The sequence below is a fragment of the Ruegeria sp. O11 genome, assembly GCF_056535285.1.
Map to the genome: position 1 here is coordinate 181677 of NZ_JBQERS010000001.1, position 22738 is coordinate 204414.

Annotated in this window: 26 protein-coding genes; 13 read left to right on the forward strand and 13 right to left on the reverse strand. The window is 55.6% G+C overall.

The genetic code is table 11. From position 1 onward, the window contains the following. Positions 1-91 precede the first annotated feature (91 nt). Positions 92-1003 carry an FAD-dependent thymidylate synthase gene (thyX, locus tag ACRZ91_RS00935; RefSeq protein WP_480901891.1) on the forward strand — a complete coding sequence of 304 codons (912 nt, stop codon included), beginning with the start codon at positions 92-94 and terminating at the stop codon, positions 1001-1003. 124 nt (positions 1004-1127) lie between these two features. Here thyX and ACRZ91_RS00940 read toward each other — a convergent pair whose 3' ends face one another. Beyond that, positions 1128-1334, reverse strand: a complete 207-nt coding sequence (locus tag ACRZ91_RS00940) for a cold-shock protein (protein WP_010439113.1) — start codon at positions 1332-1334, stop codon at positions 1128-1130. Between the two features lie 214 nt (positions 1335-1548). Here ACRZ91_RS00940 and ACRZ91_RS00945 point away from each other — a divergent pair, with 214 nt between their 5' ends. Together ACRZ91_RS00945 and ACRZ91_RS00950 are read left to right on the forward strand one after the other, a co-directional pair. Beyond that, positions 1549-1848 carry an ArsC/Spx/MgsR family protein gene (locus ACRZ91_RS00945; RefSeq protein ID WP_480901894.1) on the forward strand — a complete coding sequence of 100 codons (300 nt, stop codon included), beginning with the start codon at positions 1549-1551 and terminating at the stop codon, positions 1846-1848. Positions 1849-1908: 60 nt separating this feature from the next. Then, entirely contained in the window at positions 1909-2277 is a 369-nt protein-coding gene (locus ACRZ91_RS00950) for a hypothetical protein (RefSeq protein WP_480901896.1), read from the forward strand. Between the two features lies 1 nt (position 2278). Here ACRZ91_RS00950 and ACRZ91_RS00955 read toward each other — a convergent pair whose 3' ends face one another. From ACRZ91_RS00955 to thrS, 5 genes are all read right to left on the reverse strand, one after another. Further along, positions 2279-2797: a DoxX family membrane protein gene (locus ACRZ91_RS00955; RefSeq protein WP_170770292.1), complete on the reverse strand. Its 519-nt coding sequence runs from the start codon at positions 2795-2797 to the stop codon at positions 2279-2281. Continuing rightward, the gene (locus ACRZ91_RS00960) at positions 2794-3555 is read right to left on the reverse strand and encodes an HvfC/BufC N-terminal domain-containing protein (protein WP_480901898.1); all 762 of its coding nucleotides are present in this window, start codon (positions 3553-3555) and stop codon (positions 2794-2796) included. The genes ACRZ91_RS00955 and ACRZ91_RS00960 overlap by 4 nt, the downstream gene beginning before the upstream one ends. Then, on the reverse strand, positions 3552-4409 hold the full coding sequence (gene bufB, locus ACRZ91_RS00965; protein ID WP_480901901.1) for an MNIO family bufferin maturase: 858 nt from the start codon (positions 4407-4409) through the stop codon (positions 3552-3554). Before bufB ends, ACRZ91_RS00960 begins: the two co-directional genes overlap by 4 nt. Before the next feature lie 71 nt (positions 4410-4480). Then, positions 4481-4783 carry a BufA1 family periplasmic bufferin-type metallophore gene (locus ACRZ91_RS00970; protein WP_010439128.1) on the reverse strand — a complete coding sequence of 101 codons (303 nt, stop codon included), beginning with the start codon at positions 4781-4783 and terminating at the stop codon, positions 4481-4483. Between the two features lie 222 nt (positions 4784-5005). Continuing rightward, on the reverse strand, positions 5006-6964 hold the full coding sequence (thrS, locus tag ACRZ91_RS00975) for a threonine--tRNA ligase (RefSeq protein WP_480901904.1): 1959 nt from the start codon (positions 6962-6964) through the stop codon (positions 5006-5008). 216 nt (positions 6965-7180) lie between these two features. On the opposite strand from thrS, the gene ACRZ91_RS00980 reads away from it, so the two are divergent. The 6 genes from ACRZ91_RS00980 (at position 7181) to ACRZ91_RS01005 (ending at position 10768) form a co-directional block, all read left to right on the forward strand. After that, positions 7181-7930, forward strand: a complete 750-nt coding sequence (locus ACRZ91_RS00980) for an alpha/beta fold hydrolase (protein ID WP_480901906.1) — start codon at positions 7181-7183, stop codon at positions 7928-7930. Beyond that, positions 7930-8922 (forward strand): alpha/beta hydrolase, encoded by a 993-nt coding sequence (locus ACRZ91_RS00985; protein ID WP_480901908.1) that lies wholly within the window; start codon positions 7930-7932, stop codon positions 8920-8922. The genes ACRZ91_RS00980 and ACRZ91_RS00985 overlap by 1 nt, the downstream gene beginning before the upstream one ends. After that, positions 8922-9347 (forward strand): VOC family protein, encoded by a 426-nt coding sequence (locus ACRZ91_RS00990; protein ID WP_170770302.1) that lies wholly within the window; start codon positions 8922-8924, stop codon positions 9345-9347. The genes ACRZ91_RS00985 and ACRZ91_RS00990 overlap by 1 nt, the downstream gene beginning before the upstream one ends. Before the next feature lie 20 nt (positions 9348-9367). Beyond that, entirely contained in the window at positions 9368-9982 is a 615-nt protein-coding gene (locus ACRZ91_RS00995; RefSeq protein WP_480903364.1) for a hypothetical protein, read from the forward strand. 86 nt (positions 9983-10068) lie between these two features. Beyond that, a complete protein-coding gene (locus tag ACRZ91_RS01000; RefSeq protein WP_480901911.1) occupies positions 10069-10605 on the forward strand; it encodes an alpha/beta fold hydrolase in 537 nt (178 codons plus the stop codon). 31 nt (positions 10606-10636) lie between these two features. Continuing rightward, positions 10637-10768: an alpha/beta fold hydrolase gene (locus ACRZ91_RS01005; RefSeq protein WP_480901914.1), complete on the forward strand. Its 132-nt coding sequence runs from the start codon at positions 10637-10639 to the stop codon at positions 10766-10768. Here ACRZ91_RS01005 and ACRZ91_RS01010 read toward each other — a convergent pair. Then, positions 10765-11349, reverse strand: a complete 585-nt coding sequence (locus tag ACRZ91_RS01010; RefSeq protein WP_480901916.1) for a DUF6151 family protein — start codon at positions 11347-11349, stop codon at positions 10765-10767. The genes ACRZ91_RS01005 and ACRZ91_RS01010 overlap by 4 nt on opposite strands. Next, the gene (gene phaZ, locus ACRZ91_RS01015) at positions 11346-12617 is read right to left on the reverse strand and encodes a polyhydroxyalkanoate depolymerase (protein ID WP_480901918.1); all 1272 of its coding nucleotides are present in this window, start codon (positions 12615-12617) and stop codon (positions 11346-11348) included. Before phaZ ends, ACRZ91_RS01010 begins: the two co-directional genes overlap by 4 nt. Positions 12618-12728: 111 nt before the next feature. Here phaZ and ACRZ91_RS01020 point away from each other — a divergent pair, with 111 nt between their 5' ends. From ACRZ91_RS01020 to ACRZ91_RS01035, 4 genes are all read left to right on the forward strand, one after another. After that, on the forward strand, positions 12729-14531 hold the full coding sequence (locus tag ACRZ91_RS01020) for a PHA/PHB synthase family protein (protein WP_480901920.1): 1803 nt from the start codon (positions 12729-12731) through the stop codon (positions 14529-14531). 132 nt (positions 14532-14663) lie between these two features. Continuing rightward, positions 14664-15110 (forward strand): phasin family protein, encoded by a 447-nt coding sequence (locus tag ACRZ91_RS01025; protein WP_170393620.1) that lies wholly within the window; start codon positions 14664-14666, stop codon positions 15108-15110. Positions 15111-15246: 136 nt separating this feature from the next. Continuing rightward, positions 15247-15801 (forward strand): polyhydroxyalkanoate synthesis repressor PhaR, encoded by a 555-nt coding sequence (gene phaR, locus ACRZ91_RS01030; protein WP_170469152.1) that lies wholly within the window; start codon positions 15247-15249, stop codon positions 15799-15801. 8 nt (positions 15802-15809) lie between these two features. Then, the gene (locus ACRZ91_RS01035) at positions 15810-16571 is read left to right on the forward strand and encodes a trypsin-like serine peptidase (protein WP_480901922.1); all 762 of its coding nucleotides are present in this window, start codon (positions 15810-15812) and stop codon (positions 16569-16571) included. Positions 16572-16573: 2 nt separating this feature from the next. On the opposite strand, the gene ACRZ91_RS01040 is transcribed toward ACRZ91_RS01035, so the two are convergent. The 5 genes from ACRZ91_RS01040 to ACRZ91_RS01060 form a co-directional block, all read right to left on the reverse strand. Further along, positions 16574-17773 (reverse strand): DegT/DnrJ/EryC1/StrS family aminotransferase, encoded by a 1200-nt coding sequence (locus ACRZ91_RS01040; protein ID WP_480901924.1) that lies wholly within the window; start codon positions 17771-17773, stop codon positions 16574-16576. Positions 17774-17885: 112 nt separating this feature from the next. Next, positions 17886-19190 (reverse strand): NAD(P)/FAD-dependent oxidoreductase, encoded by a 1305-nt coding sequence (locus ACRZ91_RS01045; protein ID WP_480901926.1) that lies wholly within the window; start codon positions 19188-19190, stop codon positions 17886-17888. Positions 19191-19202: 12 nt separating this feature from the next. After that, positions 19203-20561, reverse strand: coding sequence for a glutamine synthetase family protein (locus ACRZ91_RS01050; protein ID WP_480901928.1), 1359 nt, complete (start codon positions 20559-20561; stop codon positions 19203-19205). Then, on the reverse strand, positions 20561-21241 hold the full coding sequence (locus ACRZ91_RS01055; protein ID WP_480901930.1) for a type 1 glutamine amidotransferase: 681 nt from the start codon (positions 21239-21241) through the stop codon (positions 20561-20563). The genes ACRZ91_RS01050 and ACRZ91_RS01055 overlap by 1 nt, the downstream gene beginning before the upstream one ends. A gap of 58 nt (positions 21242-21299) precedes the next feature. Beyond that, positions 21300-22619, reverse strand: coding sequence for a glutamine synthetase family protein (locus ACRZ91_RS01060; RefSeq protein WP_480901932.1), 1320 nt, complete (start codon positions 22617-22619; stop codon positions 21300-21302). Between the last annotated feature and the right edge of the window lie 119 nt (positions 22620-22738).

The following is a 22738-nucleotide window of genomic DNA, read 5'->3' on the forward strand; positions in this document are numbered from 1 at the left end:
AATTGCGCGCTATGCCGCACATATCGCGGTTCCGGTGGTTGATAAGCCGATATATAGTGGTGGGCGACTCATTGCTGGAAAGGATAATTTCATGCCTCTGTCTTCCGACCAACTGGCCGAGATTGAAGCGCAACGCGCACAATCGAGCCCGACCCGCCGCGTCGTTGCCGAAGGTATGGAAGATCACCTGTACACGGCGCATCAGGTTCTGGATCACGGGTTTGTCCGGGTCATAGACTATATGGGCGATGACGCCGCGATCTGTCAGGCCGCGCGGGTATCCTACGGCAAAGGCACCAAATCGGTGCAAAATGATGAAGGCCTGATCCGCTATCTGATGCGGCATTGGCATTCGACCCCTTTTGAAATGTGCGAGATCAAACTGCACGTCAAATTGCCGGTTTTTGTCGCTCGCCAGTGGATTCGCCATCGGACTGCTAACGTGAACGAATACTCGGCCCGTTACTCGATTCTGGATCGGGAATTCTACATCCCCGCGCCCGAACATGTGGCCGCACAGTCTGAGGTGAACAATCAGGGCCGTGGCGACACGTTGCAGGGCGAAGAGGCCGCACGAGTGTTGGAGATTTTGAAATCCGACAGCGCGCGATGCTATGACAACTACGAAGCTATGATTGGTCAGGATGGCCAGCAAGGGTTGGCACGAGAACTTGCGCGAATGAACCTGCCAGCCAATATCTATACGCAATGGTATTGGAAGGTGGATCTGCACAACCTGTTCCACTTCTTGCGTCTACGCGCTGACCCTCATGCGCAGTACGAAATTCGCGTTTATGCTGATACCATGTGCAAGATCGTCGCTGACTGGGTGCCGTTTGCCTATCGCGCGTTCGAGGATTATCGCTTGGGTGCTGTCAACCTCTCGGCTCAGATGGTGACCTGCCTGCGTCGGATGTTGAGCGGTGAGAATGTTACTCAGGAAAATTCGGGCATGACAGCGCGGGAGTGGCGCGAGTTCGAAGGCGTTATCCGCGAAAGCTGAATAGTCAGGAAAAAAGAAAATAGCGCGTCCCGAGGTGGGCGCGTTTTTTAGGGGTAGCTAACGGTTAACGGCCGGAAATTGGCCGCCAACCTTATTTGTCTTTCCCGCCGGGGCGGGCCTTGCCTTACAGCGGCTTCAAATCAGACGCCATCTGTCGGCCATCACGTCCGTCTTCCAGCTCGTACGAGACCTTCTGATTGTCAGCGAGTCCGGTCAGGCCGGATCGTTCTACGGCCGAGATATGTACAAACACATCTTTGCCACCCTCATCGGGCGCAATAAAACCATAGCCTTTGGTTGTATTAAACCATTTCACGGTGCCAGTTGGCATTTCCCGTGTCTCCTTCTACTTACACGTTGTCCCACAAATTGGTGGGGGTAGTGGTTGGCAATACCGCAACACATCACTGTTCGCCCACACGATACAGCCCGGGTCGCGTGTTTCGCCTTTTTCAACATTGCACGGTGAAGTAAAAAATCAAGAATAACTGGGCCATGCCAATGGAATTGCCCGATTTTGCAGCGAAGACAGGATCAATCAAACTATGCGCCTCTATGGATTGAAGAATTGCGACACATGTCGCAAGGCATTGAAATCGCTTCCGAATGCGGAGTTTGTCGACGTGCGGGGGCAAGGTGTTCCCGAAAATATCCTGTCGGAGGCGTATGAGACTTTCGGCAAAGCCTTGCTCAATACGCGATCAACAACCTGGCGCGGATTGGATGAGGATACACGAAATCGGCCGGTGCTTGAGCTGTTGGCTGATCACCCGACCTTGATGAAGCGCCCATTGATCGAAACTGATGGCCGGATGTATTTGGGCTGGACGCCTGAAACGCGTTAGGCCCTTGGTCTTACCTAATCAATTGCCTATGTGACATGGGCAACAAGCGGAGACCTGTGAATGCGAAACGCTGCCATGATACTAGGTGTGATTGCCGGGCTGATCGGAATGGTCGTCGGATTTTTCGGCTATGGATTTGTGGAACTGATCGACCAATTTGGTGAGATCGAAGGGATTGCCGAACAGGTCGATAACCCGGAACTGATCCAGACCGCTTCGATTGTGGCACCGCTATTGGCGATAGTGGGTGGAGCGATGGCCCATTCACGTGCTCTGGTCGCGGGCATATTACTGCTTATTTCTGCGTCGGGCATGTACTACGCCTTTGGCTTTGGCGTCTTTACGATGTTCCCAATAGCCTTTGCCGGAGTAGCAGGAGTGCTTGGGCTCGCGGCTGGAAAACCGGACGAGCCCAAGGCGCATTTCTAAGTCATTTCAGGCGCAGCAGCCGATCCAGCGAAAGCGGGCCTGCACCGTTGATGACAATCACTAGCAGCAGGAATGTCCACATCACGCGCTGATCCATCAGCGTGATTGCGTTGTCAAACAAGCCACCCAATTTGACACCATGTCCGGTAACATCGGTGAGGGTCTGCACCCAGACAAATCCAATCATGCCAAGTGCGGCAAGACGGGTTAGCAGGCCGATCAGCAGCAGTACGGGCAATACAAACTCAGCCACGGTTCCAAAGAAGATGACAATTCGCTGGAAGAAAGTCATCTGGCTGACGTCATAAAGGACGGCTTCGGCCGCCTTGGGGAAGATTTGCCCAAATGCTCCGGCGGATGGCGAAAAGATTGAGCCGTCAATCTTCAGTGTTGCTGAGTTCCAATAATACACGAACAGGACAGCGATAAAGACAACCCGAGCGAGGGTAGGCGTCAGCCAGCCGGACGTGTTCGCCACTTTGTCCATCGTGTCATTGTAGGTAGAGATCAGGGCAGTCATGTGTCCAGCCTTTCGATAGTCACAGAAGTTATTGCACCGCCCTGCAAAAGCAGTGCCAGAGTGGTTCCAAGGTCAAATTCGGGCGTTTCCGCCACGGTGGCTTCAAATGCTTCGCCGATGCTTTGCCCGTTTCGAATGCGTGCGATCCATGCCGCGCCGCCCTGTGGCAGCGGTTGCGGGGCAGGATCGTATTCGGGACGTGTAATCAGTACATCCTGAGCACCCGCTTCAGGTTTCGGGGCGCCGTCTTCAGTGTTGAACAACCAGATCGCGTGAACAGGCCATTCAGATCTTAAAACAGTTGCCGCAGGTGCGAGGGTCAGCTTGGCGCGCATCAAGTCTTCTGGTGGAACGTTCAGAGCCTCAGGGTCGATAGGCTGGCAATCGGCAGCGTGATAGGCCCGCCGCAACGCCAGTTCCAGCCGCGCTACATCTGGCAGGTATCCCAGATGCGACAATTGCTCCATACCTTCCAAAAAGGCAGGGAATTCATCACCGTAAAACATCATAAGTGGTGAGGTAGGCGGGTGCTGGCGCAGGAAAATCCCGGCAAGCCCATCCATGTTCTGTGATCCCAGCAACTTAGAAATGACTGGAAACGCCTGATGCATTGCCTCGGTCAATGAAACGGCGACATTGTTGCGATACACGCTGAAACGACGTCCCGCCGCGTTTGCTTGCGCGTCCAGCAATCCATCCGGAACCGACTTGTTGGCGTCCAGCAAAGCGTCATGGAATGTGGTCTGAGACACGTTCATGCCGGAATCTTGTCCAACGCAGATTGGGCACGTTCGGCCTCGGCCCTCAGGATTGGCCAGTCAGGTACGTCGGTATCCCATTCAATCAGCACCGGCTTCGGTCCCGATTTTTCCAAAACGTAGTCCAGCAATGCCCAGACCGGATCAACCACCTCGCGCCCGTGGCTATCGATCAGCAGGGGGTGGCCATGATCGTCTTCGTCTTCGTCGTGACCGCCCAAGTGAATCTCACCCACCTGATCCAGCGGGTAGGCGTCGATATAGCCCTGAGGCGAAAAATCCAGATTAGTGGCAGAAACAAAGACGTTGTTCACATCAAACAGCAAACCACATCCGGTACGGCGCGTTATTTCGCGCAGGAAATCAGGCTCGGACCAGGTGCTTTCTTCGAAAGCCAAATAGCTGGAAGGATTTTCCAACAGCATTTGCCGTCCAACGACCCCTTGCACCTGATCAATATGATCGCACACGCGGGTCAGAGTGGCATCGGTATAGGGAAGCGGCAGCAGATCATTCAGGAAGTGACTTTCATGAGTTGACCATGCCAGATGTTCAGAGAAGCTTGCTGGGTTCAGCCAACCAACCAAGTGTTTCAGGCGTGCGAGGTGATCTGGGTCCAGCGGTGTTTCACCACCAATGGAGAGGCCAACGCCGTGAACGGATATGGGGAATTGTTCGGATAGATGGCGCAATTGTGCCAAAGGACGTCCGCCATCGCCCATATAGTTTTCAGCATGAATCTCAAGCCATTCTACTGGCTTCGCATGCTCAAGGATTTGCGAGAAATGCTGCGGTTTATATCCGACGCCTGGGGCGGCGGGCAATCGATTTGATCTGAGAGCATTGTCTAACATGTGCAAATCCCTTGATCATCACAGAAAGGGCGGGCGATGGTGCCCGCCCTTTCCGGTTCATTCGGGCAGACTTATGCAGGCAGATCGCGTTCCAGCGGCTCGAGCGAGCCTTTGCGGTCCGCACCATCTGCTGTTTTTGGCAGCTCAATGTCCGCGCAGGTGCCTGCGTCAACCAGAGTCCATGCATTACCCTGATAATCTACAGTTGACGTGCCCGCGCAGGTCGTACCGGGGCCAGCCGCGCAGTCGTTTTGACCGGCCAGCGAAACGCCATAGCATTTCTCTTTGGCCTGAGCGGTCGCCGTTGTTGCAGCGCCGGAAACGGCGGCGGCAACTGCGCTTGCGATAACCAGTGTTTTTGCGGTGTTCGACATCTCGGATTTTCCTTTTGCTGACTTTACGTGTCTGCTTGTGACAATGACAAAGGTAGTAGCTTGATGCTCAGAGTTGAATTCACGAGCCCGTGTCTCACAACCCCGTCAAAGACCGTCATGGCCCCTTGAAGGTTAACAAACTGTTTTTGAAATGAAAAATGGTATTTGTTTCAATCCGGCCCTAAAATCAGGGCCGGATTTTCGGCAATTTGGCACCGAATGTTACAGCAGATCTGGCGGCGTTGCGGCCTGACCCAGCTCTTTTGTTACAGATTCAAGCGACTGAACTTGTGTCTGTTTTTCACCGAGACGGCGGACACTGACCGTGCGCTCATCAACTTCGCGGTGACCGACGGCCAGAATGATCGGGACTTTGCCAACCGAATGCTCGCGGACCTTGTAGTTGATTTTCTCGTTACGAATATCAGCTTCGGCCCGAACACCAGCGGCGCGCAAGGCTTCGACCACTTCGGCCACATACGCATCTGCCTCGGACGTGATCGAGGCGACCACGACCTGACGCGGCGCAAGCCAGAAGGGCAGTTTGCCTGCGTGTTCTTCAATCAAGATGCCGATAAACCGCTCGAACGAACCCAGTGTCGCGCGGTGCAGCATGACCGGACGGTGTTTGCCGCCATCGGCGCCGATATATGTGGCGTCCAGACGTTCTGGCAGAACAAAATCTACCTGATGGGTGCCGCACTGCCAGTCCCGACCAATCGCATCGGTTAGAACGAACTCCAGCTTCGGGCCATAGAACGCCCCTTCACCCGGGTTAAGTTCCGGTTCGATCCCCGCAGCACGAGTCGCACTGAGCAGGGCGGCTTCAGCCTTGTCCCATACCTCGTCGGAGCCAGACCGCTTTTCGGGGCGATCCGAGAACTTGACCGAGAAGTTTTCGAACCCGAGGTCTTTGTAGATCTCGGACAGGAACCGAATGAACTCGGCGGTTTCAGATTCGATCTGGTCTTCGGTGCAGAAGATGTGCCCGTCATCCTGGGTAAAGCCGCGTACGCGCATGATACCGTGCAGAGCACCCGAGGGTTCGTACCGATTGCACGATCCGAATTCGGCCATACGCAAAGGTAAATCGCGATAGGATTTCAGGCCTTGGTTGAATATCTGCACGTGACAGGGGCAGTTCATCGGTTTCAAGGCGTTAATAGCCTTTTCCCGCGCATGTTCCTCGTCGACTTCGACGATGAACATATTTTCCTGATATTTGTCCCAGTGACCCGAGGCTTCCCACAGCTTGCGGTCGACAACCTGAGGCGTGTTAACCTCGACATAACCGCCCTTGCGCTGCTGACGGCGCATATAGTCCTGAAGTTGGGTGTAGACGGTCCAACCATTGGGGTGCCAGAAAATCTGCCCCGGAGCCTCTTCCTGCATGTGGAACAGGTCCATCTCGCGGCCCAGCTTGCGGTGATCGCGCTTGGCGGCTTCTTCCAGCATATGCAGATACGCCTTCAGCTTTTCCTTGCCGGTGAAGGCCACGCCATAGATGCGTTGAAGCATGGCGCGGTCGCTGTCGCCGCGCCAGTAGGCACCGGCGATGGACATCAGTTTGAACGCATCGCCCGGCAGTTGACCAGTGTGCTGCAAGTGTGGGCCACGGCAGAGATCCTGCCAGTGGCCGTGCCAATACATGCGCAGCGGCTCATCACCCGGGATGGATTCGATCAGCTCAACTTTATAGGGCTCATTGTTGGCCTTGTAGAACTCGATCGCGCGGTCACGGTCCCAAACCTCGCTGGTCACCGGATCACGCTTGTTGATGATCTCTTTCATCTTTTTCTCGATTAGGCCGAGATCTTCGGGCGTAAACGGCTCCTCGCGGTCAAAGTCATAGTACCAGCCGTTTTCGATGACGGGGCCGATGGTGACTTTGGTAGCGGGCCAAATCTCCTGCACGGCGCGCGCCATGACATGCGCCAGATCGTGGCGGATCAGCTCATTGGCTTGCGCCTCGTCCTTCATGGTGTGAATGGCGATTTGCGCGTCGGCTTCGATGGGCCATTGCAAGTCCCAATGCTGGCCGTTCACCGTGGCAGAGATGGCTTTTTTGGCCAGCGAGGTCGAGATGCCGGCAGCGACCTGAGCGGGCGTGACGCCTGCATCGAAGGATCGGGAATTGCCATCGGGAAAGGTAAGGGAGACTGACTGTGAGTCCAAGGCCATATCGGCTCTCCTCGTCGGTTTGGCGCCCACTGAACGCCCGGTTGCGGGTTATGTGTGTTCGGCTCATGTGGCAGGTGGGGATGCGCGTGTCAAGGGTGGGAACGAGGGGCGCTGCCCCTCGCGCACCCCGGGATATTTTTGGCCGGATGAAAAGGGATCGGGGAATTGCGAAGCGCGTGATGACGTGCATGATGCGGGAAAAGAAAAGAGGATTTCATGGCAGAGACGAAATTTCTTGAGACAGCGCAGGGGCGACGGCTGGCTTATCACAAGTCTGAAGGAACGGGGCCAACCATCGTTTTTCTGGGCGGATTGAAATCGGACATGGAAGGCACCAAGGCTGTGCATCTTGAGGCCTGGGCCAAGGCGCGAGGGCAGTCTTTCTTACGCTTCGATTATTCGGGGCATGGTGAAAGTTCCGGTGAGTTTACCGATGGGTGCATTGGGGACTGGCACGAGGATACGTTGGCTGCAATCTCTCGGTTGACCGCGGGCCCGTTGATTATTGTGGGATCATCCATGGGCGGATGGCAGGCGTTGTTGCTTGCGCGGGTCATGCCCGAACGGATTGCGGGTATGGTAACGATCGCTGCAGCACCGGATTTTACCGAGGAAGGGTATTGGGCTTCGTTTTCAGATCAGCAGAAATCTGATCTGGAGATCGTTGGGCATGTTGAGCTGCCTTCGGACTATATGGAGCCCTACGTCATTACCAAGCGGATGATTGAAGATGGGCGGCAGCGTCTGGTTTTGCGTACGCCACTTGAATTGCGCTTTCCGGTGCGTTTCCTGCAGGGAACGGCAGATACCGCGGTATCCACTGAAACAGCAGTAGGCTTGCTTAACCACGCGTCGGGTCAAGACATGCAGCTACTGCTAGTCAAAGACGCAGATCACCGATTCTCGGACGGACCGTGCCTTGGTTTGATCGAGCAGGCCGTTCGGGATGTAATAGGAGGCACCTGATGCAGCGCTTTGGCTGGATTTTGGGGCGTCTGCTGCTGGGATTGGCCCTGATTGGTGGGTTGGTCTACGTATTTGGGCCCCGTGAGCCGGTAGACCTGCATCCCCGTTTCGATCCACGCAAATTTGGTGAAGGCGTTCAGGTCTATTTTGAAAGCATCGAAACTGGCTATGACGACATCGTGCCGGGCGTTGAAAGGCGTGTGATCTGGCAGGATGGGTTTTACGAGCAGCGAACATCGTACGCGGAGCTTTATATCCATGGGTTCTCGGCCTCGTCAGAAGAGATCAGGCCGGTGCCCGATCGAGTCGCAGAGTCGCTGGGCGCCAACCTTGTTTATACCCGGCTTCAAGGGCATGGGCGTGATGGTTACGCTATGGCCAAAGCGACGGCCTCGGGCTGGATGCGGGATGCGGCCGAGGGGTTGGCAGCAGCCCGGGCAGTCGGAGAGCAAGTAGTTGTAATCTCGACATCTACTGGCGGAACTCTGGCGGCAACAGCTGCGCTGGATACCGAACTGAGTGCGAATGTGGCCGCGATGATTTTTGTCTCTCCTAACTTCGGTGCGACCATGGCTGCGGCCTGGGTGCCAACATTGCCATGGGCGCGAGATTGGTTGCCTCTTTTGATGGGGGCCGAGCGGGATGTATCCAGTTCTGATACTGAAAAGAATAGGTATTGGACAACAATCTACCCATGGGAGGCGGTTGTGCCGATGTCTGTCATCGTAGATGCAGTATATGGGTTGGACTTTTCAGTTGCACGGATCCCCGCCCTATTTTGGTTCTCGGATGAGGATCAAGTCGTGCGGCCGGACAGAACGCATGAGGTGGCAAAGGCATGGGGAGGCCCGGCCTCGGTTGCATTGGTGACCATGGGCCCCGGGGATGATCCAGCCTCGCACGTTGTGGCGGGGCGGTTGATGTCGCCCGGTCAGACTGATGCAACGGTCTCAGGTACGTTGGAGTGGCTATCGGAGCAGGGGATTCAGTGATGGAGCAACGTGTAAGTTTGATCACGATCGGCGTGGAAGACTTGGAAACAGCCGCAGTTTTCTATGAGAAACTGGGCTGGCAACGTGTTGAAAGTCCCGATGGGGTGATTGCGTTTGATCTGATCGGGCAAACGCTGGGCCTCTATCCACTTGCCGCTCTGGCTGACGAAATGGGAGTGGACGTCGCAACTCTGGGACGTGGTGCGATGACGTTAAGCCATAATTGCCGTGCGAAAGATGACGTGGCGGCGCTGATTGACCAGGCGGAACGTGCCGGAGCGGAGGTGCTCAAGCCCGCATCGGACGTCTTCTGGGGCGGACATCACGGGTATTTCCGCGCTCCGGACCAGACGATCTGGGAAATTGCGTTCAACCCCTTCTCGACCTTGGCAGCGGACGGTTCCTTTCGCTGGAACGGGTACTGATCGTGCGTCGGCCGGGCAGCATGTGGAGCCTCGAGAACCTGGGTCGTGTGCGCCTTTCCCGGCATTTCTTCATGCGGGATTTCCTTTATTCCGAAATTGGAAACTTTCACGAGTTACAGAACGTACCTGACAACCCCGATCTTGCGATCGAAACGGGGCGTGCGTTTTGTGAAACACTTATGGATCCACTGGAAGAGACCTTTGGGCGGGTCGCTGTACGCTCGGGCTATCGTTCGCGGTCCTTGAACCGGTTTGGGAACGAGAACAGGTTGAACTGCGCCCGCAATGACAACCCATTAGAGTGCCACATTTGGGACTGGGGCGAAGGCGACGCGCGTGTCGCGGGTGCTTCGATCATTATACCATGGTTTGCCGACCGGTATGAGCAGGGACGCGATTGGCGGGATCTTGCGTGGTGGATGCATGACCATCTGGATTACTCTGAAATCTGGTTCTTTCCGAAACTCTGCGCGTTCAATCTGGTATGGCGGCCCAAGCCTGTAAGGCGGATCGACAGCTATATTGCGCCGCGTGGCTGCTTGTTGCGGGCCGGGGCCGATCCGGAAGAAACGCTGGCACAAAGGCAAGCGCGGTACGCGGATTTTCCGCCATTCAGAGCGATCGTTTATCCCTGAGGTTTTGCTTGCCCGCCACTGGCAAACTTCTCATCCTGTAACAAAACAACAAACAACGACCGGAGGGTGCCAGGGCGATCGAGCCATTGGTTTTGCAGCCCGGATTGATGTGTGACGCGCGGTTGTTTCAGGCGCAAATCACAGCGATGTCGCATGATCGTGCGGTCACGGTTGCACCAATCACCGGTGGTAAGCGGATAGAGGAGATCGCGTCGGGTCTGCTGGATCAACTACCGCATCGGTTCGCATTGTGTGGGTTTGGTCTGGATGGAAGCATCGCGCTTGAAATTGTGCGACGCGCGCCTGAGAGGGTGACACAATTATGTTTGATCACGGCAGAGGTGCAGGCGGACACGCCTCAGATCGCTGCAGACCGCGAAGAATTGATCATAGGCGCGCAGGCGGGACGGTTGGACGACGTCATGCGCAGAGTGATCGGTTCAGACATGTTGGCCCCAAGGACCGCAACGAATTCCGGTTCTCGACGGTGTATTGCAGATGGCCAGGGCGTTGGGGCCGGAAGTGTTTGTGCGACAGATGCGAGTGTTGCAGCGGCGTCCGGATCAGCAAGGCACGTTGAGGCGGATCAAGACGCCGACCGTGATCATGTGCGGTGCTCATGATGCCGAAAGCACGGCGCAGAAACACACTTTCATGGCAGATCTCATTCCGGATGCGGTGCTGCATGTAATTGATGGAGCTGGACATTTCCCAACGCTGGAAGCTCCTGACACAGTAACTGAAACGCTGCTGGACTGGATTCAAACTCCGCTACGGCTGACCTAGTCGTAGAAAGCTGCGCGTTCTTCTTTTGTTAAAATGGTCGGTTGAGCAACGGGGGTGCCCGTCTCGGAATCGAAAAACGGTGTTTTCTTCCAGCTTCCCGACAGGCGCGATTTTAGTACCCGCTTCAGCAATCCCATGGCCGCATAGCGAATTTTTTCATGAGATTGTTTGCCATCAGGCCCGGGCACAAATCCGCGTGTGGTAATGGGACCAAGACTGTTGTTGTCGGGGATGCGTTTCACTATGACCCCCGCGAATGGAAATTTGGGGGTCATTGGCGTTGTTGCCAATGGCGCGTTGCAGCATTTGGCATACCACCGCAACATGCCCTTGGGACTAAGCTGCATCACAGCCAAGTGCTCGGCTCCTCGGTTAATCTCGATTTCTTCCGGGGCCATCTGAAAAATATCGACAGGGCCGGGGGCCGGGTCTGGCTGTTTGAAATACAGTTGGGTTGCACGACAATCATGGCAGAAGCAGACGACATGGGTGCCTGATTTGACGCCGCGCTCTGTGATGCGGCCAGAAAGCGCGCCGCAGTCGCAGCTGAAGGAGAGTTCCTTAGCTGCGGTGCCGCTCATGCCACTTTGTTGCTATTGGCGGCGCGACGGCGTGGCTTACGGCTATTTTCATTCATGAAATCAATCACAAGCGGGCGGATATTGTCACGCCAGCTGCGGCCCGCGAAAATACCATAATGGCCAGCGCCAGGTTCGACATGGCTTGCTTTTTTGCTGTCCGGCAGGCCGGTGCACAAATCAAGCGCTGCAATGCACTGACCGGGTGCCGAGATATCGTCGTTCGCGCCTTCAACCGATTTCACTGCGACATCGGTAATCTTGCCGATATCCACCTTGTGTCCGGCGACAACAAATTCGTTCCGCGCAATCTCGCGGTTCTTAAAGACCCGTTCGACGGTTGAAAGGTAGAACTCGGCCGTCATGTCCATCACGGCAAGATATTCATCATAGAACCGGTTGTGGGCATCGTGATCCGAAGCTTCATCCCGGATCACCCGCTGGATTTGGTCCGAAAACGCCTTGCTGTGACGTTCGGCATTCATCGACATGAACGAGGCAAGTTGCAGCAGGCCGGGATAGACCATGCGACCGACCCCTTTGTATTTGAAGCCAACGCGCTGGATCATGGTTTCTTCCAGTTGGCCCATTGTAACGCGGCGACCAAAATCCGTGACCTCGGTTGGTGTCGCATCGGGATCGACCGGCCCTCCGATCAGGGTCAGTGTACTGGGCTGCGCTATTGGTTCGACTTCGGCCAGATAGGCCGTTGCCGCCAATGTCAGAGGTGCGGGCTGGCAAACAGCGACAACATGTGTGTCGGGCCCGAGTTCTTTCATAAAATCGACAAGGTAGAGGGTGTAATCCTCAACATCGAATTTGCCTTCGGACACAGGGATATCGCGCGCATTATGCCAATCAGTGATGTAAACTTCACAATTGACCAACAAGCTTTTGACGGTCGAGCGCAGCAGCGTCGCATAATGGCCCGACATGGGTGCGACCAGCAGAACTTTGCGAGGCTGCTCTTCACGCCCGTTGACGCGGAAGTGGATCAGGTCGCCGAACGGGCGCTCAAGCACTGTTGTGACATCGACCAAATGGTCTTTACCATCTTCGCAGGTGAAGGTGCGAATACCCCAATCGGGTTTGACGATCATACGTTGGAATGTTCGCTCGGTTACTTCACCCCAGGCTGCCATCCAGTTGAAGGCCGGATTGGGTGTCATCGAAAACAGGGGATAGGACGCCATCGCGCTTGCGGTTGCACCAAGCCATTGGTTGGTGTTACGCATGGTTTCCATCAGGTCGTAAGTCATCATGTAGCGCATCGAATGTGCCTCCTGAGTATCAGCCTGAGAATTCGGACCATTCGCCGCTTTGCCCCCCGACGCCTACGACGTTATTCTGCACAGCAGCGAGACTAGGGGGGAATTGTTAAAATGACAACTACCGACGACCAGACGCCAGAATTGACTGAAGAACATATTGAACGACTTAAAGAAAATATGGGCAAAGTCGAAGAATTGTCCAAACGCCTCGTCGAAGTCATGGCGGGAAAAACGCCGCATACCCCTGCGTTAGACGGCCCGAATCAAGAGCTTTTTGCAAAAGCAGCAACAGCCTATTGGGCTGATGTTATGCAAAACCCTTCAAAGCTGCTGGAACAACAGATCGAGTATTGGGGAAAGTCAGTACTCAACTTTGCCGAAGCGCAGAAAGCGATGACTTCTGGCGAAAGCGAAGAGCCGGACGCCCCAGTCAAAGATAAGCGGTTTTCCAACCCGATGTGGGACACCAACCCCTATTTCCGCTTGATCCGCCAGCAATACCAGACCAATGCTGATGCGATCGCTCAGGCTGTCGCATCTGTTGATGACCTAGACACCAAAGACAAACAGCGCCTGCGTTATTTCTCGCAACAGATCATCGATATGATGGCACCGACCAATTTTCTGGCCACCAACCCCGATGCCCTGGAGAAAGCCGTCGAGACTGAAGGTCAATCATTAATACAAGGGCTTGAAAACCTCGTATCCGATCTTGAGGCCAATGACGGCGAGATGGTTGTTCGGCTCGCCGACGAAAGCGCCTTTGAGATCGGTGGCAATATCGCGACAACGCCCGGAGACGTCGTTTACCGCAACCGGATGATGGAACTGATCCAATATAAACCGGTGACCGAGACGGTGCATGAAACCCCCATCGTTCTGTTCCCGCCCTGGATTAACAAATTCTATATCCTCGACCTGAAGGCTCAGAACAGCTTGATCAAGTGGGTGACCGAGCAGGGCTATACTCTGTTTGTGGTCAGCTGGGTCAATGCCGACAGCTCTCATGCTGATATCGGGATGGAAGACTATATTCAGGAAGGGTTCCTGACTGCCATCGAAGAGGCCAAGAAAATCTGCAAGGTCAAGCAGGTCAACGCGGTAGGCTACTGCATTGCTGGAACGACACTCAGCCTAACCCTTTCGCTGATGAAGCAACGTGGCGACAAATCTGTCAAATCGGCTACCTTCTTCACAACCTTGACGGACTTTGGAGAGCAGGGTGAATTTACGCCGTTCCTGCAAAACGATTTCGTAGATGGGATCGAAGATCAGGTTTCAAAAGACGGCGTGCTGAAGGCCTGGATCATTGGCCGGACGATGTCCTTCCTGCGATCACGGGATCTGATCTACACACCGGCGATCCGCAGCTACATGATGGGAGAGACGCCGCCCGCCTTCGATCTGCTTTACTGGAACGGGGATGGGGCCAATCTGCCCGGTAAGATGGCGATCCAGTATCTGCGCGGTTTATGTCAGAGCAATGGTTTCGTGACGGACGGGTTCGAATTGCTGGGGCAGAAGCTGCATATCAAAGATGTGGATGTACCGCTGATGGCGATTACCTGTGAAACAGACCATATCGCCGCGTGGAAGGATTGCTATCGCGGGGTGCAGCAGATGGGTTCGAAGTCAAAGACCTTTGTAGTGTCCGAGTCCGGCCACATCGCTGGCATCGTGAACCCGCCGAGCAAGAAGAAATATGGTCACTACACCAATCCTGATCTTAAGTCTGATGCCGATACCTGGCTGAAAGAGGCTGACTTCCACGCAGGTTCGTGGTGGCCGATGTGGGAAGCTTGGTTGAAAAAACGGTCGGGCAAGCAGGTTCCGGCCCGGGATACCGGCGATTCGGATCATCCGCGCTTATGTCCGGCTCCGGGGACCTATGTTTTGGTCAAGGCAAACCGCTGATATCATTCTGAAACTAAAAATATTCTGCATCGCAGCAAGAAAAAACTTGCAATGCTGCGATGCAGCAATCATATTGCCTTCAAGCTGATGAGAACCGGGGTGGGCCCGGAACGGCTAGAAGGATTTAGGACAATGGCAAAGACCCAAGACTTTACCGCGACCCTGAAAGACATGATGGGCGCGTTCCCGGTTGACACAACCGCTCTGGAAGACGCATTCAAATCGACTGCTTCGCTGAACGAAAAGCTGTCGGGCGTTGCTCTGGACGCAGCTGAGAAATCGGCTGAAATCTCGAACAAATGGACCAAAGAAACTCTGGCCAAACTGACCGAGATGTCGAAAGCAAAAACCGAGCCCGCGGATTACGCAAAAGCCGCAACCGACTTCGCAAGCGCTTCGGCTGAAGTTGCTGCTGAAAATCTGGCCGCTTTCGCAGAAATCGCGAAAAAAGTTCAGACCGAAACCGTTGAGCTGCTGATGGCGGCTGGCAAAGACGCTGCAGAAGACGCAACCGCAGCCGTCAAAAAAGCCACCAACGAGGTGACTGCTGCCGCAAAGAAAGCAGCGACCACAAAGTAAGATAAGACTGCGACTTAGCACCCATTCCTCCCAAATGGTGCAATCGCTGCGGGCAGGTCGCTTGACCTGCCCTTTCTTTTTGTTCTGCAGTCGCATAACCTCTGCTGCAACGCATCATCCTTGGGGAGGATACAGGGTGTCGGAACAAGAAAAACCTCTGCTGATCAAGCGTTATGCCAGCCGTCGGCTGTATAACACTGAGACTAGCGATTACGTGACGCTTGAAGATATCGCGGGCTTTATTCGCGACGGGCGTGAAGTGCAGATCATCGACCTGAAAACCGGCGATGACCTGACCCGCCAATATTTGCTCCAAATCATTGCCGAACACGAAAGCCGTGGCGAGAATGTGCTGCCGGTCAACGTGCTAAATGATCTTGTCCGTAGCTACATGGTGCCGGGCGGGGGTATGATGCCGCAATTCCTGCAGAGCTCGTTCGAGATGCTGCGTGAAAGCCAGTCCAAGATGATGGAAAACATGAATGCGATGAACCCGATGTCACAGATGCCGGGTTTCGACGCGATGCAGGCGCAGCAAAAGGCTTTCCTGAAGGCCATGACCGGGGGGTTGGCTGGCAACTGGTCCAGCCCCGAGCAAGAGGCTGATGCACCGTCCGAACCAAAAGAAGATCTGGACGACATCAAAAAGCAGCTTGCCGATTTGCAGCAGAAGCTTTCAAAGCTGAGCTGATTTTACCGATGCGCTGGCTGTTTGTGCTGTGCGCGGTGCTTTGGGCATTCCAGACTGCAGCACAAGGGCAGTTCACGTCGATCTGGGAACCTGTCTGCACATTAGGACAGGATTCCGCTGCGGGCTGCGATGCTATCCGCGCGCGCGAAATTCTGGACGCTTCGACTGAACCTTGGCGCGCGATAGGGCGCGTCAATTTTGCCAGTCGTAGCCAACGCTCGCACTGCACGGGTGTTCTTGTCGCTGAACATTTGGTTCTGACCGCAGCGCATTGTCTGTTCAACACTGCCCGTCAGCGCTGGATCCCTCCTGGCAGCATCCGCTTTGCGGCGGGGTATCAACGCGGTGAGGCCATTGCTGTTTCATCCGTCGCTGCCTACCGACTTGATGCAGAGCAGGGTGTTGGAGGTCGTTTCAACAATCGCGCTGATCTGGATTGGGCCGTATTGGAACTGGACCAACCAATTGGAGCCCAGTTGGGCTTTTTCCCAATTTCCCAGACCGCTGAGAGGGGCGGTTCGGTCGTAGGGTATCCCGGATTGCGCCCACATGTGCTGAGTCAAACGGGCTCATGTGCCCCAAACCCGTCAGGTGATGGGCTTTTCCATGGGATTTGCCCGGTCATGATGGGAGATTCTGGTGCACCGTTCCTCGTACAAACCGATGCGGGCCTCGCCGTTGCAGGAATACTATCGCGTATTGCACCAACCCCCGATGGGATTGATGCATTGTTTCTGTCAATACAGGAGTTCGATCTGGGCAGGCGTTAGAGTTAGGTTCCATAAACCGGCATCGGACCAACAACTTCACCAATCGAGGCCAGTAGGATGTCGGCAATGACGTCCAGCTCTTCGCGTGTCAGGCGCACAGGCAGGCGCACATCACAGGCCTTCATCAACATCGCGCGGGTCTGCGGCAGATCAAACTGCTCGGGCAGGAATTGCCAGTTCCAGAAGGCGCGGGCATTGTCCTGACTCATGCCAAACACCTGCACTTTGACGCCACGCGCTTCGGCAGCAGCGGCGAAGGCGCGAATTTCTTCGTCGTTAAGGTCAACTAGATTGAACTGGATTGAATCCGGTGCGCGCTGCTCGGGTGCAAGCGGGGCAGGGACATTGATATAGGGTGAGGTGTTCAGGCGATCGGCCACGTAGTCATGGTTCGCCAGGCCGTCCCGCACGCGGCGCGCCAGTTCGGGAAGCTGAGGACGGATCACTGCGGCGCTGAGGTTGCTCATGCGCAGATTGTACAGTGGCAACCGGTTCTGCCAGCGGGCAAAGGCCTGTTCCAGCTCGGGCGAACCTGAGTGCTTTTTCCAGTTATGCTCGTACGCACCCGACATGATGACCGCCTGAGCAACCAGATCAGCATCATCGCTGACCAGAATGCCACCTTCACCGGCGTTGATCATCTTGTAGGATTGGAACGAGAAGCAGCCGACCTTGCCGATGGTGCCAATATTGCGCCCATGCCATGTGGTACCCAATGAGTGGGCTGCATCTTCGATCACCGGGATATCGCGTGCGTCACACAGCTCCATGATGGCGCCCATATCCGAAGTATGACCGCGCATGTGGCTGATGATCACCGCCTGCACGCTGTCGAGCTTGGCGGCGAAGTCGGCCATATCGACGCGATAATTGTCGCCGACTTCGCACAGAACCGGAATGCAATCCGCGTGCACGATTGAAGACGGCACGGCCGCAAAGGTAAATCCGGGAATCAGAACCCGCGCATCGCGGGGTAAGCCCAACGCTTTGAGCGACAGAAATAGCGCTGCGGAACAGGACGAAACAGCGAGCGCGTATTTCGTGCCGAGTAGTTCTGCGAACTCTGTTTCCAGCAGGGCGACAGGCGCATCCTGCGGTGCGGTATAGCGGAACAGATCGCCTGACTTCATCAGGGCGTCAATGGCGTCTCTTGCGGCTGCGGGGATAGGTTCGGCTTCATGAACGTTGGGTACAAGCGTCATATTTGGATTTCCCGAATTTTATCTTTGGGAAATATAAATTCGATGTACAGACAAGCCAAGTCCCAATTCGCATCGTCAGCGAGATTTCACCAATTCGTCGTATGGAATGTGTTTAGATACCCAGCCTGTCGCGCAACGCGTACCAAGTCATCGCCAAGACCAACAGGGGCGTTCGCAATGCGGGTCCACCAGGGAAGGGCAGCGCGGGAACGCGGGCCATGGTATCAAATCCCTCAGCCTGTCCCTGAATCGCCAGTGCCATTAGTTGCCCCGCATGGGTCGCAGTGCCAACGCCGTGACCGGAATAACCCGAGGCGGACAGGATATTCGGTGCGATCCGGGTGAGGTAGGGCATACGCCGCATGGTGATACCGAGGGTTCCACCCCAAGCATAGTCAATCTTGACGTCTCGCAGATGCGGGTAAATCTCGGTCATCGGTTTGCGCACCTTGGCGGCGATGTCCTCGGGGAAACGATAACCATAGCTTTCACCACCCCCAAACAGCAGCCTTCCATCCGCGCTTAGCCGGAAATAGTTTACCACAAATTTCGTGTCAGCAACGGCGATATCCTTGGCCAATACCTTTTGCGTCTCAGCGCCCAATGGCTCGGTTGCCGCGATGAAATTGTTGATGGGCATCACACGCGATGCAACTTGCCGGTTCAGATCGCCGAGATATCCGTTGCAGGCCAGAATAACGTTATCTGCGGTGATCTTGCCTTTTTCCGTGCGCACAGTCACGCGAGCGCCCTGATCGATGCCAAGAACCTCGGTGTCTTCATGCAGTCGTAACCCCGCTCCGATCGCGGCGCGCGCAAGGCCAAGCGCATAGTTCAACGGATGCAAATGCGCCGCACCATTGTCCAGATACCCACCCGCATAGGCAGGTGAGGGACAAAGCCCGCGCGCAGCATCGGCATCCAGGGCTTCGATTCGGTCGTATTTGTATCTGCCCGACAGATGCGCCGCGTGATCATGTAGCTCGGCGCGCTCCGAATCGTTGAAGCCCAGAACCGCAATTCCTGGCTTCAGATCGCAGTCGATCTGATGCTTTGAGATCAGTGATTTGACCAGATCCTTTGCATCTTCGGCCAGATCCCAGAGCTTTGAGGCGTCGTCATCGCCGACGAGCCGCTCAAGATCCTCTTGGTCCATCCGCTGTGCGCTGCCCAGTTGACCTCCATTGCGACCCGAAGCACCAAAGCCCACGCGGTGAGCTTCGAGCAGAACAACATCGAACCCGGCCTCAACCAAATGCAATGCGGCCGAAAGGCCTGTATATCCGCCCCCGACAATGCAGACCTCTGCGGTGTGATCACCTTCAAGTGCCGGATAGCGGTCGAATGGATGCGCAGTCGCAGCGTACCAACTCGGCGGGTACTCCGCCTTGCGATCATTGGAATACAGCAGGTTCATCGCGTCGTTGCCTTAGACGTTCATCAGCAGATGCTCGCGTTCCCACGGGGAAATGACCTGCAAAAACTCTTCGTACTCAGCACGCTTGACGATGCCGTAGACGCGGGCGAATTCAGGACCCAGAACTTCGTGCAGGGCTGTTGCTTCATCAAACAAGTCCAGGGCTTCACCCATGATCTGAGGGATATCGCCGTCGCCTTCATAGGCGTCACCGTAGAATTGGCGGCGTGGGCGTTCTTGCTGAGTCAGCCCCAAATAGCCGCAGGCCAGTGACAATGCGATGCCCAGATAAGGGTTGCAGTCCATGCCTGCGATGCGATTCTCGACCCGTCGCGCCTCGGGGCCGGACAGAGGTACGCGAATGCCGGTTGTGCGGTTGTCGCGCGCCCACTCCAGATTGATCGGAGCCGCGTGGTCTTTGACGTAGCGGCGATAAGAATTCACATACGGCGCCATCACCGCAAGCCCTGCGGGCAGGTGGTTTTGCAAGCCGGCGATGAAGTTGTAGAAGGCGTCCGTTTCTCCGCCTTGAGGGCCCGAGAAAATATTCTGACCCGATTCCATATCGATAATCGAGTGATGGATGTGCATGGCCGAGCCCGGCTCATCCTCGATCGGTTTCGCCATGAATGTTGCAAAGCAGTTATGACGTAGCGCGGCTTCGCGGATCAGACGTTTGAAGTAGAATACCTCATCGGCCAGTTTTACAGGATCGTCATGACGCAGATTGATCTCTAATTGACCGGCCCCGCCTTCTTGCGTGATCCCGTCGATTTCAAACCCCTGAAACTCGGCAAAGTCGTAGATGTCGTCGATCACCGGCCCGAATTCATCGACCGCCGTCATCGAATAGGCCTGCCGCGCCGCCGCCGGACGGCCCGAGCGGCCCATCATCGGCTTGATCCCTTGCGCCGGGTCTACATTCGGCGCGACAAGGAAAAATTCCATCTCAGGGGCGACAACCGGCTTCCAACCCTTGTCATGGTACATCTTCACAACGCGTTTAAGCACATTGCGCGGGCTGAAGGGGATCGGTTCCCCATCCCGGTCGAACGCGTCGTGAATCACCTGCAACGTCCAGTCACCCGTCCAGGGTGCGGCCGACGCAGTTGAGAAATCAGGCTTCAGGATCATGTCGCGTTCAATGAAACCATCTTCACCTGCGGCTTCGCCCCAATCCCCAGTAATAGTTTGGTAGAAAATACTGTCGGGTAGGTGAAAATAAGATTGCTTTGCGAATTTCGACGCCGGGACCGCCTTGCCGCGGGCGATGCCGGGCAGGTCAGAGATGATGCATTCAACCTCATCCAGCCGTTTGCCTTCGAAATAGGTGCGCGCCGCTTCAGGCAGCTGATCTGTCCAGTCGGCCATCAGGCCCTCGCTTTCTTTAGGAATTCTGCCATGTGGCGACCGAATTTGGCATTGTCATCCGGGGCATCATGCCGGTTCGCGGCCTCCTGCATCAACGCATCAGGAACCACGCCTTTGCCTCGGGTCTCCATCAAGCCCTGAATGAAGTCATTTCCATATTCAGGATGGGCCTGCACGGTCCAGATCGTATCGCCATAAGTGACCATGGCGTTTTGGCAAAAGTCATTCGTGCCAGTGACCACAGCACCTTCGGGCAGTTGGGTCACCTGATCCTGATGCCATGCGTTCAGGGTGACAGTTTGATCGCCAAAACGATAATCGGTGCGTCCAATGGCCCAACCATCTTTGAACTTTTCCACTTTTCCACCAAGGGCTTGCGCGATGATCTGGTGACCAAAGCAGACACCGATCAGCGGGTTTCCGGTTTTCTGAATGTCCCGGATCAATTGTTCGAGCGGTGGTATCCATGGGTGATCTTCGTAAGCACCATGGCGTGAGCCCGTGATGACCCATCCATCCGCCTGATGTGCGTCCTCAGGAAACTCTCCATCGACGACTGCATATGTCTGGAATTCGAAGCCGTTGCCGCCCAGCAATGCACGAAACATTCCATCATATTCCCCGAATTGATCATACAATTCGTCGGGTGGGTGGCCGGTTACAAGGATGCCGATTTTCATAGTTCACCAAATTTGATCAAATTTATTCTAGCGGAGCAGAACGAAGCGGGCAAGAGGCTCATACGCTCTCAAGATAGCTATGCCAGTGGCTTTCTGGGGGCCGCTCTACGAAGCGCGCGATTTCCTGCCGTTTTGTCATCGCCATGTTGCGGATCAGGTCAGCAGGGAAGATGCGCGCAACCAACGGGTCTGTCTCAAACGCGGAAATTGCCGAGGACCAGTCGGGAGCAAGCTGCGGAAGGTCTGCAACCTCATAAGCATTTCCGGATATCCGAGCAGGGGGCTCTAAGCCGTCTTCGATACCAAGCAGCGCGGCACCTAGCACGGCGGCCAGCATGAGATAGGGGTTGATGTCTCCCCCAGCGACGCGATGTTCGATCCGTCGGGCGGCAGGGGCACCGCCCGGAATGCGCAGGGCGGCTGTGCGGTTCTCGTAGGCCCAGCTTGCCCCGGTGGGGGCGTGCGCGCCGGGTACGAGCCGTGTGTAAGAGTTTCCATGCGGCGCGAAGATCAGGGTTGAGCCGGGCATTGCGGCCAGACATCCCGCAACCGCTGAACGCAACAATTCGGTGCCTTCGGGCCCCCCGTCGTCAAAGATATTTTGGCCATCAGCGTCTATAACCGAGAAGTGCACATGCATCCCGTTGCCAGCATCCTCGGCGTAAGGCTTGGCCATGAAGGTCGCAGTGAATCCGTGTTTTCGTGCAAGACCACGCGTCAAGCCTTTGAAAAGCCAAGTATCATCGGCGCAGCGCAAGGCGTCCTGATGATTCAGGTTGATCTCAAATTGGCCAATCCCGCTCTCCGAGATGGCGGTTTGGGCCGGGATGCCCATTGCGGTGCAGCCATCGTAAAGATCGGTGAAGAACGCATCAAAAGCATCCATCTCGGCCATCGACAGAACGGCCTCGTCCTGCAGCCTGCGGCCGGTGACCGGGTTGATAGGAGCTTGCGGTTGGTCGCCTGAAGCGTCGAGCAGAGTGAATTCCAGCTCAGTGGCGGCAACAACCGACCAGCCTCGTTCTGCATAGCGGTCCAGTACCGAAGATAGCGCGTGCTGGGGATCGCCCGCAAAGGGTGTACCATCATCGTGATAGAGGCACATGGGCACCAGAGCTGTGGCTGTGTCGAGCCAGGGCACCGGCACTGGGCCACGCCCCGTCGGACGCAGGACGCCATCGGCATCTCCGCTTTCGAAGACCAGCGGGCTGCCATCAATATCGGCTCCCCAAAGATCGACATTGAGCGCTGAGAACGGCATTCGAACAGCCCCCTTATCCAGCTTGGTGGCATAGGAGGGCGGCACGCGTTTGCCGCGCATCTGTCCGTTCAGGTCACAGGCGGCGACGCGAAATGTGTGCAGGGCGCTCAGGTCCATTGTAGGCTCCGTGGTCTTGTCACGAGAGGTTTAAATCAGGATTAGCGCCTTGTCACTAAATTTGATCAAATTATCAGTCAACGCTTATTGCGACGAGGGCCGAAACTGGAAATCTTCCA

Coding starts and splice junctions, on each gene's coding strand:
- ACRZ91_RS00960 (WP_480901898.1), bottom strand. CDS start 3,555: ATGAACGTGTCTCAGACCACATTCCATGACGCTTTGCTGGACGCCAAC.
- ACRZ91_RS00950 (WP_480901896.1), top strand. CDS start 1,909: ATGCGAAACGCTGCCATGATACTAGGTGTGATTGCCGGGCTGATCGGA.
- ACRZ91_RS00970 (WP_010439128.1), bottom strand. CDS start 4,783: ATGTCGAACACCGCAAAAACACTGGTTATCGCAAGCGCAGTTGCCGCC.
- ACRZ91_RS00940 (WP_010439113.1), bottom strand. CDS start 1,334: ATGCCAACTGGCACCGTGAAATGGTTTAATACAACCAAAGGCTATGGT.
- bufB (WP_480901901.1), bottom strand. CDS start 4,409: ATGTTAGACAATGCTCTCAGATCAAATCGATTGCCCGCCGCCCCAGGC.
- ACRZ91_RS01045 (WP_480901926.1), bottom strand. CDS start 19,190: ATGAACCTGCTGTATTCCAATGATCGCAAGGCGGAGTACCCGCCGAGT.
- thyX (WP_480901891.1), top strand. CDS start 92: ATGCCTCTGTCTTCCGACCAACTGGCCGAGATTGAAGCGCAACGCGCA.
- ACRZ91_RS01055 (WP_480901930.1), bottom strand. CDS start 21,241: ATGAAAATCGGCATCCTTGTAACCGGCCACCCACCCGACGAATTGTAT.
- ACRZ91_RS00945 (WP_480901894.1), top strand. CDS start 1,549: ATGCGCCTCTATGGATTGAAGAATTGCGACACATGTCGCAAGGCATTG.
- ACRZ91_RS00990 (WP_170770302.1), top strand. CDS start 8,922: ATGGAGCAACGTGTAAGTTTGATCACGATCGGCGTGGAAGACTTGGAA.
- ACRZ91_RS00985 (WP_480901908.1), top strand. CDS start 7,930: ATGCAGCGCTTTGGCTGGATTTTGGGGCGTCTGCTGCTGGGATTGGCC.
- ACRZ91_RS01005 (WP_480901914.1), top strand. CDS start 10,637: ATGGCAGATCTCATTCCGGATGCGGTGCTGCATGTAATTGATGGAGCT.
- ACRZ91_RS00980 (WP_480901906.1), top strand. CDS start 7,181: ATGGCAGAGACGAAATTTCTTGAGACAGCGCAGGGGCGACGGCTGGCT.
- ACRZ91_RS01010 (WP_480901916.1), bottom strand. CDS start 11,349: ATGAGCGGCACCGCAGCTAAGGAACTCTCCTTCAGCTGCGACTGCGGC.
- ACRZ91_RS01050 (WP_480901928.1), bottom strand. CDS start 20,561: ATGGCCGACTGGACAGATCAGCTGCCTGAAGCGGCGCGCACCTATTTC.
- phaZ (WP_480901918.1), bottom strand. CDS start 12,617: ATGCGCTACATGATGACTTACGACCTGATGGAAACCATGCGTAACACC.
- ACRZ91_RS01035 (WP_480901922.1), top strand. CDS start 15,810: ATGCGCTGGCTGTTTGTGCTGTGCGCGGTGCTTTGGGCATTCCAGACT.
- ACRZ91_RS01040 (WP_480901924.1), bottom strand. CDS start 17,773: ATGACGCTTGTACCCAACGTTCATGAAGCCGAACCTATCCCCGCAGCC.
- ACRZ91_RS00955 (WP_170770292.1), bottom strand. CDS start 2,797: ATGACTGCCCTGATCTCTACCTACAATGACACGATGGACAAAGTGGCG.
- ACRZ91_RS00995 (WP_480903364.1), top strand. CDS start 9,368: ATGTGGAGCCTCGAGAACCTGGGTCGTGTGCGCCTTTCCCGGCATTTC.
- thrS (WP_480901904.1), bottom strand. CDS start 6,964: ATGGCCTTGGACTCACAGTCAGTCTCCCTTACCTTTCCCGATGGCAAT.
- ACRZ91_RS01020 (WP_480901920.1), top strand. CDS start 12,729: ATGACAACTACCGACGACCAGACGCCAGAATTGACTGAAGAACATATT.
- ACRZ91_RS01025 (WP_170393620.1), top strand. CDS start 14,664: ATGGCAAAGACCCAAGACTTTACCGCGACCCTGAAAGACATGATGGGC.
- ACRZ91_RS01060 (WP_480901932.1), bottom strand. CDS start 22,619: ATGGACCTGAGCGCCCTGCACACATTTCGCGTCGCCGCCTGTGACCTG.